Here is a 13,007-nt window from a genome sequence, read left to right as displayed (position 1 = left end):
AGAGTTTTTTCTCTCTGCTTTGGTCGCTTGTGTTAAGCACAGCTAGTGCAAAGTCCTCTGCCTATCAAAGAAAGCATGAGCTTAAGCCATGCGAAAAAATAAAGTGTCGCCCTGATGCTCATATCCCTATATTTTACTACTCCAGCCGAGCTATGCAGTTTAAAAAAGCATCAAAATAGTGCAGAATTAAGCTAGTATAAAAAGGGTATTATGAGTACCAAAGCAATATTTTCCTTCGACAGGTCAATTAGTTAACCAACATGGAACGTTTTACAGATTTATAGTTACGGTACTTTTACAGGGCTATGTCATGGTCAAACGCATAAAAACAGATAGCTTGACTGAGCACAACAACTTGTTTGTTTATTTCCTATTGATTGGTATTGCTGTTGTTGTAATGATCTGGACTCTAGAAGAGCATTATAATGTTATTCTGCCATACGATCGTTATGGGTACGCCATTAGCATCATCGCGACCTTGTTTTGTTTAGTACTAAGCCATTTTTTTGCCCGCACTAATTTGGCTAAAGTACTTCTGTTTGGCTATATCTCGCTTTATTTAATCAGTCTAACCATTGCTAGTTACATTTCATCGGCCCAAACTGGTGATATCTATTCTTTTGCATCGACCCTACAATGGGTGCCTATTTTATATCTTGTGGCATTTTTGTTTTTGCCGGTGAAACAAGCCATTTTTAGTTCTATTGCAATCTATGTATTGTTGGTCACTTTACTGCTACTTACCTATTTAGGTTTTATAGAAACGAAGTCTCCCTCGCTAGAGGCTTTGGCATTAAATATTAGCCTTACCCATGCCGTTTATCTTTTTTGTATGATTGGCGTAATGAGGCTTAAGCAAACCCATAAAGATTCACAATTAAAAGCCTTGCAAATGGAACATGCGGCCAACAATGACGGACTATTAGGCATCGGCAATAGACGTTTGCTGCAATCAGAGCTAAATACCAGAGTAGCTAAAAATACGCCATTTTCTTTGTTACTCATTGATATCGATTTTTTCAAAGCGATAAACGACATACATGGCCATTTAGTAGGCGACGACATACTGCGTGAGATAAGCCAGTGTATGAGTGATAATCTGCGCCCACAAGATACGATTGGTCGCTGGGGTGGTGAAGAGTTTTTGGTTATCGCCAATGGTGCAAAGTTCGATACGGCGTTGAATTTGGCCGAACGTGTAAGAAGTGCAGTAGAAAACCATGCTTTTTCGACAGTAGGTAAAGTCACCATTAGTATTGGAGTCGCCCAATTCCACGAAAACACCTCAGCTAGTCAAACCTTTGCCGAAGCTGACAAAGCTCTCTACAAAGCCAAAGGTAATGGTCGCAATCAAGTAGTTGCCGCTTAAGTCTCTTTATTTCAATCTCACTCGCTTAATTTAATAGGTTCTTTTGTAAACTTATTCCCTCTGTATTGCGACTTATCAATCTAGTACGCACTTGATCCGACTATTTAGGTGATTAAACGCTTAACTCTGTTTTTTGTAGCCAATTTATTTAAGCTTGCGCGTCCGCAAAACGGCACTACCAAATATTTAAAAAGATCGGAACCCACGCTAAATGTTTAACTCTTTACCCATTGCCATTATTAAACTCCTGTTACTCACTGTTTTGCCTTTCGGATATTGCTCGGCACTTTTTGCGCAAAGCCAACAATTGCGTCTTAATCAATATGATGTCCCTAACTTGTTAGGTAAAGTCGACATCGATGGCGAGCTCACTGAAAGCCAATGGCAACAAGCAAGAAAAATCGAACTCAATGTGGTAACTCACCCCTTCGAAAATACCCTTTCCCCGGTGACAACTGAAGTCCTTATTTTTGAAGATGGCGAAACCTTGTTTGTAGCGTTTAAAGCTGGCGATGCAGAGCCCGAAAAAATTCGCGCTTATTTTCGTGATCGGGATAACGTTTGGAACGATGATATTGTCGGTCTTACCTTAGACACGTTTAATGATCGGCGGCTTGCTTACCAATTTTTTGTCAATCCCCACGGCATTCAGGCTGACTCCATCATGAACGAAATGACCGGTGATGAAAGCGATAGTTGGGATGCTATTTGGCAATCTGCCGGCAAAATTATCGACCAAGGTTACCAAGTCGAAATAGCGATCCCACTGCGTGTGATGAACTTTGTAGAGTCTGATGGTAAAAAAACGTGGGGTGCAGAATTTATTCGCTACTACCCACGAGAGGACAGGCTGCGTATTTCTAACTCTCCCCGAGATCGGAACAATGCCTGTGACTTATGCCAAATAGGAGAAGTAAGCGGCTTTGCGAAAGCTAAACAAGGCAAAAATATTGCGGTTGTGCCTTCATTAGTTTTAGGCAAGGCGCGTAATCGCGCTTTAGGCGATATAGAGCCATGGCAAGGCTCTAATAATAGTGAGGTAGGTTTAGACCTGAAGTGGGGTATTACACCGGAAATCTCTTTGCAAGCGACCCTTAACCCGGATTTTTCACAGGTTGAAGCTGATTCTGCTCAACTCAGTATTAACAATACCTTTGCTTTGTTTTTTAATGAAAAACGGCCATTTTTTTTAGAAAATGCCGATTATTTTTCAACCAATGTTGATTTGGTTTATACCCGCAATATTAATGCGCCTGACTATGGCACTAAAGTAACAGGACGAGTGGATGAGCACACCTTTGGCTTATTTGTAGCGAATGACGAAAACACCACTTTTTTAGTACCCGGCAACTTGGGTTCAAGTATCGCGCAGCTTGATGACAAATCAACTAATATGGCTTTGCGTTACCGTTATGATGTTTCAGATGACCTATCGGTTGGCTGGACCAATACCTTGCGCGAAGCAGGCGATTATCACAACTACGTTTACAGCGTTGACACTAAGTACCAAATCAGCCCACAAGACACCTTGCGAATACAATTGCTTAAGTCTGATACGGCATATCCGCAAGATTTATATAAAGAATTTTGCGACAACGACTGCACAAATAACAGCGACTACACTGAAGCGGCTTTGCGTTTAAACAAAGATCAGGCGTTTACTGGCAGCGCCTATCGTATCAATTATGAGCACGTGCAACGCGATTGGAACGTTTGGAGTATGTTGCAAAATCGAGATGCTGATTTTCGCACCGATCTCGGCTTTGGCACCCTAGCCGATAGGCAACAAAAAGTTATTGGTGGCGGCTACAATTGGTACAGTGAAAATTCATGGTGGAATAAAATTAGAGTCAATGGAGATTGGGATATTTCGCATAATGATAACGGTGAGTTGTTAGAAAAAGAGAGCGAAATACATGTCTCTATGAATGGCCAAAGGCAGTCTTATTTTCAAATAGCTTACTTGGATCGCGAACGTGTCGGTTTGCGCCATGATCCGAGTCTACTGCTCATAAAGGGTAATACCGACTTATTTAATGAGAGCTTTGTCACTCTGTATGCAGAGATGCGCCCAACTAGCCCATTATATTTAGAATTATTTATGCGCTTTGGTGATGAAATCGATTTTGATAATAATCGTCTTGGTAAACAAACAGAAATAACACCCACTGTTGGTTGGAGTTTTGGTCAACACTTACAAGTGAATTTAACCCACGTTTTTAAAAAATTAGAGATACAAAACGACACCTTATTTAGAGCAAACCTGAGTGATTTACGGATTACCTACCAATTTAACCAACGGCAATTTTTGCGACTTATCGCTATTTATTCAAATATCTCGCGCAATCCTGGCCTTTATAATGTTGAGGTGGAGGGCAACAGCAAACATTTAGGTGCACAGTTACTTTATTCGTACAAAGTCAATCCGCTCACGAAGTTTTTTATCGGTTATGCTAATGCCGCAGCACAAAACGATGTAGTCAGCGGTTTAAATAGCATTGAACAGTCGGTATTTATGAAATTAAGCTACGCATGGTTAAATTAAAATTCAGTGTGGCTCGCCGCTAATAAATTTTTATTCTGAGTTTTGCGTTTACTCAATCATTTGCAGTAGCAGCAACAGTAAACTGGATGGATAAATGGCACATTTTAAGGCTTAGAATACTATGCTTTTCAAGTTGTTTATACTCACTAAAGTCTGCTTACAATGGCTTACCATCAACTTGATAAAACCATTTCCCAAGTCGACAATGACTTAATCGGCTAATTTAATAACAATATGTGTCGAACTTAGTTGAATTAATCCACCTTTGCACAGATATTAAAGCAGTGGCAGCTTTAGCCACTTGTTGTAAGGAAGAACATTATGGAAATATTACTCGAGTATATTCTTAGCCCACAAACATTGATCTTAGTATTTGTCGTGGTTTTATTAAAAACGTCGATCAAATTTGTACCCCAAAACCGCGCGTATGTGATTGAACGTTTCGGTAAATATCAATCAACCAAAGAAGCTGGATTGAATTTTATCGTGCCCTTTATCGATCGTATTTCTGCGGACCGTTCTTTGAAAGAAAAAGCCGTGGATGTACCAGAGCAAAGTGCGATTACCAAAGATAATATTTCATTATCGGTAGATGGCGTACTGTATTTTCGGGTACTTGACCCTTATAAAGCGACGTATGGCATAGACGACTACGTATTTGCAGTAACTCAGCTGGCGCAAACCACCATGCGTTCAGAACTGGGTAAAATGGAACTGGATAAAACCTTTGAAGAACGTGATGTACTTAATACTAATATTGTAGCGGCTATCAATGAGGCAGCTGGCCCTTGGGGTATTCAGGTATTACGTTACGAAATTAAAGACATTGTGCCACCGCAATCTGTTATGGAAGCGATGGAAGCACAGATGAAAGCCGAGCGAGTGAAACGCGCGCAGATACTCGAATCGGAAGGTGACAGACAAGCTGCCATCAACCGTGCTGAAGGTCAAAAAGCATCGGTGGTACTTGCTGCTGAGGCCGATAAAGCTGAGGCCGTATTGCGTGCTGAAGGTGAAGCCAAAGCCATTGTTGCTGTAGCGAGTGCTCAAGCTGAAGCTTTACGCCAAGTCGGTGCTGCAGCAGCGACTGAAGAAGGGCAAAAAGCCATTCAACTAGACCTTGCCACCAAAGCCATCGAAGCCAAACACGCGATTGCTAAAGAATCTTCTGTGGTGTTGTTACCTGATAGTGGTACAGACGCAGCCAGTGTTGTAGCCCAAGCTATGACGATTATTAACACCTTGAACAAAAAGGCCTAAGGTATGGAATGGGCGACTAATAACCTAACCCAAACCTTATTAGTACTTGGGTTTGCGATGTTGGCCATCGAGATTGTGGTATTGGGTTTTTCAACCTTTGTGCTCTTTTTTGTAGGACTAGCAGCAGTATTGACCGGTGTTTTGTTATTTTTAGGCCTTATTCCTGACTCAGTGTTAAGTGCCGCATTGACTATTTCCATCATCAGCACACTCGCTGCTATTTTGTTATGGAAACCCTTAAAAAAATTACAAAACAAAGTAGATAAGACTAAAGCCAAAGGAGATTTAGTAGGCCATAGCTTTGTATTAACCGAAGTAGTGTCTCCTGTTATTAATCCTAAATATCGTTACTCAGGCATTGATTGGAAATTGATTAGCACAGAAACCTTAGCGATAGGCACTAAGGTTGAAGTGACTGAAGCAGATGTTGGTGTGTTTTATATTAGAGCCACCACCTAGGCTAAAAATACATTCGTAATCAAAAACTTAGTCTAACTAACTTAACAGAGACTCATGAGAAAGCCGGTAAATCCGGCTTACTTATACTGGCGGTGTTATGGTGAATTGACACAATGACAATAATTATTCAAAGTAGGAATTGATCAAAAAAACCACTGACATCTTGCGCATCTTCAAGTGCAAAAATCCAAGTTAGTTCCGCTGCATCTGAAAAATCAAAACCGCCTTGCGCAATAGATTCATTGTTGTAACGTCCGTATTGCCCATTATATTTGTCAGCTATTTGTTGTGCTGATTGCCATAATACCCCGACTTTTTTGTTGTTTAGGGCTCTTGTCCAATCAAGTGAATTATCTGATTTATACCCTGCAGTCCCATTATTAAGTGCGTTGCCATCTGGAATTTTATGATAATCACTGTGGATTTTTACATAAGCTAGTGCGTCGGCAGACGTATTGTCTTGGTTCCAGTCACTGTGCTGCACAATATGTATTTTTTGTTGAGTAAGTATGTCTGGCTCAGCACTTATTAAAGCCCTAATCACCATGGCCGTAAAGTCCGATTGACCGGCTTCGGCTATCCATATATCCCCTCCTTGTTTTAGACTTGCTCTGACTAAAATAAGTACATCTGCAAGGGCCTTATTTCGGTCAGCATGGGCATCAGACCAATGGTCAGCAAAAGCCAGTTCAAACAATTCAGGAGCAGGCACATATTCTCCTTCTTGAATGCCATAAGCACCGGCCACTGCGTGATATTTAACCTTAGCGAGATTGGGATGCTGTAACATGGTTGCAACGGCTGCAACACTATGAATGTCATCTACATCGGTTTTACTATCAAATTGTGCCAGCAATAAATCATGTTGTGGATTAAATTTTCCTAATAACTGCTCAGGACTAGTTGAATCGAGTTGGCTCTCGCAACCCGACAACACAACGATAACTGTTGCAATACAATACACACAAATTGAGCGAAACGAAGTTGGTTTGAACATACAGGACTTCCAGTTTTCATATATTGTTACTTAATTACGGCAAAAATACTCATTGCGAATAACGCTAAGCTTAGTTACTTTATTCCACAAAATGGACGACAAATAGCAAATTAGTTCGCAGATAAACCAATCACCGTTAGGAATAGATCCATGGCCATTCATCGTCCTTTGTTTAAACATATTCGCGATCACGATGCACTATTTAGCGAACTTGCTATTGTCAGAAATGACTTTGCTAAATCCCTTGGCCTTAACTGTCACGGCTATCATAAAACCCCTAAATTTGTCACCGCGGAGGGGCAACGTTTAACTATTGAGCCAGAGCGCAGCATTGTAGTGCCTAATTTTAAAGACCTCCGCGGCGTAAAACGCCTACTTGAACAGCATATTTCCGGTTTTCACATCGTCGCTAAAAGTGATATTGGCTTTCGTTATCCTACCGCCGCGATAGCCGGTCTTGAAGCGCCCTTTATTAAACGTTTTCGCTCAGAGTTTTTTCATAAAGAAGGAGAGAACAGAAATATTTGTCGACCGATAAACTTGTCTTATGGCATCAAAAGTCGCGGCAAGGGGGATACCCGTCAAGAATACGAAGTGTGGGTACCCGACGATAATTTACAGCAAGATCCGTCGCCCTTATTTATTGATAAATACGGCGAAGACCTGCCAGATGAGGTGCGGGACTTCGCTGCACTCGAACCCGTGGTTTATGGCTGGATGGGCGTTAAACGTAGCGCCTTTGAAGCAATCTATATTAACCAAGCTGAAATGGGCGACATCGCCGTTAATGTGGGTCTGTCGGTAGATGCATACAATATTGGGGCGCGACCTGATTTATCTTATTCGCCCCGCGTAGGTAGCTCAATCGCAGTTGGAAATGCTGAGCTGGAGTGGGAAGTCATGGGCTATTATGCCCCTAAAGGAGTGCATCACCAACACGATGACATTTGGCGAGCCATCAACCATACGATTGATGCCATAGGTCAGCCTTTGACAGGTCTCTATCAGGATATACTTTTACCGATTAACGAAAGTAAAACCGAACGCATTTTGAGTACCGTCAGTCAGTTAGATATACCACTAGAGGAAATTCTCGAATGGAATTTTAAGCCCTGGGAGTTTTTGCAAACCACCAGCTTGCATCGTCGTAAAGCACACGATCCATCACGAACCGTGAATTTATTAGGTCGCCTCAACCGTTTGTTTTATCACGAGTCACACATACTGCCGTCGCTGAATGAAATTCATGATTTAATTGCTCAGTAGATTTAGCCAACATTAATTGCATAAGTGTTGTGACAATAACCAACAACAACAACTAAGCTGAGCAAAACGTGCGCGTTCAATAAGAGTATTTACATGAAATTTTCAAGCTTATTTGTTTTTCTCGCTGTATTTTTTGTTTTATTCACCCACCAAACACACAGCGCAGACTGGCCTTATCCACAAGATACACCACAAATAAACCCCATCCGTATTGGCATGGCCGGTGACCAACCCATAGATATTTCGCGATTTTTATTGGCACGTGGTCCAGCAAGCGCCACCATGAACTCACAAGGCTCAGTGGTCGCTTATATCAGCAGTATTACTGGCGTGCCACAAGTCTGGTTATTGTCCCTAGAAGGCGGTCAAACCACTCAATTAACCTATGGCAATGGCGTAACCTTTTATCGTTGGCATCCGGATGGTCAACATATTATTTATGGTGCAGATAATGAAGGTAATGAGCGAGAAGCGTATTACCTTATTTCACTTGATGGTTTGAGTGAGCAATTGCTACTTGATCATAGTAAGGCTTATCGGGTGTTTGGTGATATTGACTCTCAAGGTCAACAGTTTACTTATGCCTCGACTGAGCGAAATGGTCGAGATTTTGATATTTATCTGCTCGACTTCAGCTTGGACAACAAAGAAGCAAAATCCACCCTAATTTATCAATCCGAATTTGGTTTTTACCCGCGTCAATGGCAGCCCAGTGGTGATCTATCAATAGTCACTGAAGTAGTAGGTGAAGATGGCGCCAATGTCTATCTGCTTAATACCCAAACAGGTAAAATGACTAACTTATTTAAACCAGAGATATCATCAGACTATAGCCAGTTTGTCTGGTCTAAGTCGGGTAAGGCATTCTATTTCACCTCTGACCAAGATGGCGAAATGAAATCCTTACGCCAATATGACGTCGCCACAGGTACTAGCAAGGTATTATTTAGTCATCAGTTTGACATCGAAAATATCCAAAGCTGTATGCAAGAAAAATATCTAACCTGGACCACCAACGAATACGGTTTTGATAAGTTACATATTTACAATCAACAAGCAAAAACCAGTAAAACAGTAGAGCTACCCGATGGTGTGTACTCACTTTCATGTAGTGTAGCCGGTAAAGATTTATTGGTCCGTATCAGTGGGCCTGCGACACCCGGCAGTTTGTTTTTAGTCGATTTAACTAATCAGCAAACCCGTTTACTTATGGCCCCTGACATGGCCGGTATTGATCCTCAGCAGATGGTAAAGCCTCAGATTATCGAATTTCCCGCCAGAGACGGTCTAACACTCAATGGTTTGTTGTACCTACCCGTAAGCCAAAGCGCAAGTCTACCGCCCATAGTAATCGATGTGCATGGTGGTCCGACAGGCCAGTCTCGCGCAACGTGGGGGCCTTTGATTCAATACTTGTTGGGTCAAGGTATCGCGGTGCTCGACATCAATGTGAGAGGTTCAACCGGTTTCGGCAAGACCTATGCACGCCTAGATAATCAAGAAAAGCGTTTAGACAGTGTACGTGACTTAGTCGATGCTCTGGCTTGGCTAAAGACCGATGGCAGGGTCAATGCTAGCCAAGCGGCTGTCATGGGAGGCTCTTATGGCGGTTATATGGTCAATGCCGTGATGGGAGCGTATCCAGATGCCTTTAAAGCAGGTCTTTCATACGTGGGTGTAGCTGATTGGGTCAAAGCCTTGCAAACCGCATCACCGGGCCTTAAAGCCTCGGATCGCATTGAGTATGGCGATATTCGCGAACAACGTTGGCTCGATTTTTACGCACAGAACTCGCCCATCAATACCGTGCATAACATTAAAGCGCCTATGTTTTACGAGCATGGCGTTAACGACCCGCGGGATCCGGTTACAGAGTCAGATACCATGGTCAAGGCACTGCGTGATAAAAATATAGCAGTCACCTATTTACGCTTTCCAGATGAAGGTCATCGTATTGCAAAGTTGGCCAATAGAATTACTTTTTATCAGCAAGTGGCGGCTTTTTTAAAACAACACTTAAGTACTGAATAAGCATGCAAAAAGGACCGTATTCGCTGCCCTTTAACCAAAGTCAAAGCTCACCATTAGTCCGACTTACAGGCGTTGAGCGTTTTATTTATAGTGATTATAAGGCGATGAAAATTTCTTAGGACTTGATGAAAACTGCGCGGCTAAGGCCGCGCAGCGAATATATCTTTGCAGAGAAGTCAGTTTATACAGGCGGTATTTATGTAACTTTATTCGCCGGCAACTTGCATACTATCAACCAGAATTGAACCGGTTTGTATAGCACCACGCGTTTCCGTTTGTGCGCCTATCGCAACAATGTTCATCAACATATCGGCTAAGTTACCGGCGATAGTGATTTCGTGCACGGGATACTGAATAATGCCATTTTCAACCCAAAAGCCTGCAGCACCGCGAGAATAGTCACCTGTTACCACATTCACTCCTTGACCCATCAATTCGGTAACTAACAAACCTGTGCCCATTTTAGCCAGCATCTCTTGATCAGATTCACCACTATTTTTGATATACCAATTGTGAATGCCACCGGCATGACCGGTAGTTTGCATGCCTAATTTACGCGCCGAATAACTGGTTAACAGATAGGTATTGAGTTGACCATTGGTGACGATATCAAGATCTTTAGTCATCACGCCTTCATGGTCAAAGGGGGAACTGGCCAATCCGCGCATTACATGAGGTTTCTCAACAATGTTTAACCACTTGGGCAGCACTTGTTGGCCCAATTTATCAAGTAAAAATGACGATTGACGGTATAAGTTACCCCCACTGATCGCGCTAATGAAATGACCAAACAAACCAGAGGCAATTTCTCGGTGAAACAAAACAGGGACTTTGCCGGTTTTGATTTTTCGCGCACCGAGTCGATCAAGGGTAAACTGCGCGGCTTCAAGGCCAACCTGCTGTGGTGATAGCAGTAAAGACGCTTCACGGTCAACGGTATAGCTATAATCGCGCTGCATATCACCGTCTTGCTCACCAATAACCACACAACTTAAACTGTAACGACTGCTGTTATAACCGGCGTTGAGACCATGGCTATTGCCATAGACTTTAGTACCTAAATTAGCATTGTAAGATGCACCATCAGAATTAGTGATACGTTTATCAACATTCAATGCCGCTTCTTCAGCCGCAATAACTTGCTTAATAGCATGTTCGGTATCGAGCTCTTGAGGATGAAACAGATTCAAGTCAGGATAATCAAAGGCCATTAACATTTTATCGGCCAAACCAGAAAAAGGGTCTTCACTGGTATGTTTGGCGATTTCAATGGCTTTTTCGACGGTTAGCTTCAATGCTTGAGGTGATAAGTCTGCGGTCGAAGCACTGCCTTTTTTCTGGCCATGGTAAACCGTGATCCCCAAACCGCCGTCATTGGTAAACTCAACGGTTTCAACTTCCTTTAAACGCGAAGATACCGCGATGCCTTGCACCTTAGACATACTCGCTTCGGCTTGAGTAGCACCCATTTTTTTGGCTAGTTTAAGGACATCTTCGACGACATTTTGTATTTCTGTTAGTTGTTGCTGCATACGACCTGCGTTATCGAACTATATTAATAGTGCTTTCAAGGTTACAATCTGCACATAGTGTAACACTAAAGATCATCACATGGCCGCCCCTAAAAAGAACAAAGATGTAGAAAGCGAATTTCAAATAGACAATGAAACTGAAATTCTAAGTAAAACTCAGATTAAAAACCAAATGCTAGAGCAGCAAAAATTGGGTGAATCACTGATTGAACTCAGCCCAAATGAATTGGCTAAAATCCCTATGGACGAAGCGCTGCTGGATGCAGTTTTGTTAGCGCGTCGTATCACGGGCAAAAAAGAAGGTTATCGCCGCCAATTACAATTAATTGGTAAAATGATGCGCCATCGTGACAACAACGTGATTGAACAAGCCATTCTTGTCATTAAAGCAGCCCATCAAACCTCAAGCGCCGCCTTTCATAAAATCGAAGTATTGCGTGATAACATCATCAAAGTTGGTGATGAAAAAATTGAAGAGGCTATCGAAAAATACCCTTCGCTAGATAGACAAAAATTACGTCAGCTATCTCGTCAGGCGAATAAAGAACAAACCACAAACAAAGCGCCCAAAGCTGCGCGTGAGTTGTTTAAGTATTTGCAAATCGCAATTAATCGCTAGAGCCCAAGGGCTGAGAGCCACAACAGAAAAGTAAAATATCTTTATTTGGTAAAAGGGTCCTATTATTAGCGGCCCTTTTTAGTTTGGGTTTTTATCGTTTTATGTAGCGTTTGATATTCTCAGCTCACCGCGGTTTGACTTTTAAACTGCTTAACGACAAAAGCATACAAACATGCTGCGATAATACTGCCACTGATTAAACCGATAGAAGAACGTACTAGGAAGTCTAAAGTGGTATCTGAATGATGTATAAGATTTGCAAGCACCATAAAGCAAATAATGCTGAGTATAAAAATGCTTAAACCAAGTATTAGGTGCCCTTGGTAGGCATTCTGAGCGTTTTTTGTCAGAGCACGCCCATACCATATAACGAGAGCGATTGAGCCTAGTATTCCACTACCATATTGATTCAATTGATAAACAGGCAGTGAAAATATTTCTTTGTTCCAAAAATGGCTATCGACCACAAAAACGCCATTATAATGACTACTTGCATCCCAAATTACATGGCTGTATGCACCCACTAATATGCCAATCAGTATTAAAAAACATGTCGTTTTGTTAAAGGTGACTGGTGTATGAGGTAATTTAAACAAATGCAGAATCGGCTTTTCAAGCCAGCGGTACCAAAGGAATAGAACAAGAATAGACGGTAAAAGACAATAAATGAGTACACCAAGTAACGAGTGACCTGGCGCATAAGTAGTCTTAAGAGCCAGCAAATACGGTAAATCAGGTGACATACTGCCTATAATTAATGAGGCTAGGGGAATTTTACCGCGACTTAGCGCACTGATAGGTAGCGAGATAATAGCGTGCGCTGGTGTGTAGGGCATTGTGTCGTTTATCTCGCATTATCAAAAGCTAAACGAGGTGACAGTCGCTTAGCTTTTGGCTTTTACAGACCTACCGCCTATATAACAGCGGTT

Annotated in this window: 10 protein-coding genes; 7 read left to right on the top strand and 3 right to left on the bottom strand. The window is 42.0% G+C overall.

Going from position 1 to position 13,007, the window contains the following annotated elements:
• Positions 1–310 precede the first annotated feature (310 nt).
• The 4 genes from ABKW31_RS14705 (at position 311) to ABKW31_RS14690 (ending at position 5,633) form a co-directional block, all read left to right on the top strand.
• Positions 311–1,369 (top strand): GGDEF domain-containing protein, encoded by a 1,059-nt coding sequence (locus ABKW31_RS14705; RefSeq protein ID WP_348617310.1) that lies wholly within the window; start codon positions 311–313, stop codon positions 1,367–1,369.
• 211 nt (positions 1,370–1,580) lie between these two features.
• The gene (locus tag ABKW31_RS14700) at positions 1,581–3,914 is read left to right on the top strand and encodes a DUF5916 domain-containing protein (RefSeq protein WP_348617309.1); all 2,334 of its coding nucleotides are present in this window, start codon (positions 1,581–1,583) and stop codon (positions 3,912–3,914) included.
• 321 nt (positions 3,915–4,235) lie between these two features.
• The gene (locus tag ABKW31_RS14695) at positions 4,236–5,174 is read left to right on the top strand and encodes a stomatin-like protein (protein ID WP_348617308.1); all 939 of its coding nucleotides are present in this window, start codon (positions 4,236–4,238) and stop codon (positions 5,172–5,174) included.
• Between the two features lie 3 nt (positions 5,175–5,177).
• Entirely contained in the window at positions 5,178–5,633 is a 456-nt protein-coding gene (locus tag ABKW31_RS14690) for an NfeD family protein (RefSeq protein WP_348617307.1), read from the top strand.
• A gap of 127 nt (positions 5,634–5,760) precedes the next feature.
• On the opposite strand, the gene ABKW31_RS14685 is transcribed toward ABKW31_RS14690, so the two are convergent.
• On the bottom strand, positions 5,761–6,630 hold the full coding sequence (locus ABKW31_RS14685; RefSeq protein ID WP_348617306.1) for a hypothetical protein: 870 nt from the start codon (positions 6,628–6,630) through the stop codon (positions 5,761–5,763).
• Between the two features lie 150 nt (positions 6,631–6,780).
• Between ABKW31_RS14685 and ABKW31_RS14680 the strand changes: the two genes are divergently transcribed.
• On the top strand, positions 6,781–7,896 hold the full coding sequence (locus tag ABKW31_RS14680) for a hypothetical protein (RefSeq protein WP_348617305.1): 1,116 nt from the start codon (positions 6,781–6,783) through the stop codon (positions 7,894–7,896).
• Between the two features lie 93 nt (positions 7,897–7,989).
• On the top strand, positions 7,990–9,927 hold the full coding sequence (locus ABKW31_RS14675) for a S9 family peptidase (protein WP_348617304.1): 1,938 nt from the start codon (positions 7,990–7,992) through the stop codon (positions 9,925–9,927).
• A 206-nt stretch (positions 9,928–10,133) separates the two neighbouring features.
• On the opposite strand, the gene pmbA is transcribed toward ABKW31_RS14675, so the two are convergent.
• Positions 10,134–11,459 (bottom strand): metalloprotease PmbA, encoded by a 1,326-nt coding sequence (pmbA, locus tag ABKW31_RS14670; protein ID WP_348617303.1) that lies wholly within the window; start codon positions 11,457–11,459, stop codon positions 10,134–10,136.
• Positions 11,460–11,538: 79 nt separating this feature from the next.
• Here pmbA and yjgA point away from each other — a divergent pair, with 79 nt between their 5' ends.
• Positions 11,539–12,078, top strand: coding sequence for a ribosome biogenesis factor YjgA (gene yjgA, locus ABKW31_RS14665; RefSeq protein WP_348617302.1), 540 nt, complete (start codon positions 11,539–11,541; stop codon positions 12,076–12,078).
• A 119-nt stretch (positions 12,079–12,197) separates the two neighbouring features.
• On the opposite strand, the gene ABKW31_RS14660 is transcribed toward yjgA, so the two are convergent.
• On the bottom strand, positions 12,198–12,914 hold the full coding sequence (locus ABKW31_RS14660; protein WP_348617301.1) for a DUF4184 family protein: 717 nt from the start codon (positions 12,912–12,914) through the stop codon (positions 12,198–12,200).
• Positions 12,915–13,007 lie beyond the last annotated feature (93 nt).

It is taken from the genome of Paraglaciecola sp. 25GB23A (assembly GCF_040012495.1).
Classification (GTDB): Bacteria; Pseudomonadota; Gammaproteobacteria; order Enterobacterales; family Alteromonadaceae; genus Paraglaciecola.
Note: the sequence above shows the minus strand (reverse complement) of the source record. Positions and strands in the feature narration are given on the sequence as shown.

Coding starts and splice junctions, on each gene's coding strand:
- ABKW31_RS14660 (WP_348617301.1), bottom strand. CDS start 12,914: ATGCCCTACACACCAGCGCACGCTATTATCTCGCTACCTATCAGTGCG.
- ABKW31_RS14680 (WP_348617305.1), top strand. CDS start 6,781: ATGGCCATTCATCGTCCTTTGTTTAAACATATTCGCGATCACGATGCA.
- pmbA (WP_348617303.1), bottom strand. CDS start 11,459: ATGCAGCAACAACTAACAGAAATACAAAATGTCGTCGAAGATGTCCTT.
- ABKW31_RS14685 (WP_348617306.1), bottom strand. CDS start 6,630: ATGTTCAAACCAACTTCGTTTCGCTCAATTTGTGTGTATTGTATTGCA.
- ABKW31_RS14700 (WP_348617309.1), top strand. CDS start 1,581: ATGTTTAACTCTTTACCCATTGCCATTATTAAACTCCTGTTACTCACT.
- ABKW31_RS14675 (WP_348617304.1), top strand. CDS start 7,990: ATGAAATTTTCAAGCTTATTTGTTTTTCTCGCTGTATTTTTTGTTTTA.
- ABKW31_RS14690 (WP_348617307.1), top strand. CDS start 5,178: ATGGAATGGGCGACTAATAACCTAACCCAAACCTTATTAGTACTTGGG.
- ABKW31_RS14705 (WP_348617310.1), top strand. CDS start 311: ATGGTCAAACGCATAAAAACAGATAGCTTGACTGAGCACAACAACTTG.
- ABKW31_RS14695 (WP_348617308.1), top strand. CDS start 4,236: ATGGAAATATTACTCGAGTATATTCTTAGCCCACAAACATTGATCTTA.
- yjgA (WP_348617302.1), top strand. CDS start 11,539: ATGGCCGCCCCTAAAAAGAACAAAGATGTAGAAAGCGAATTTCAAATA.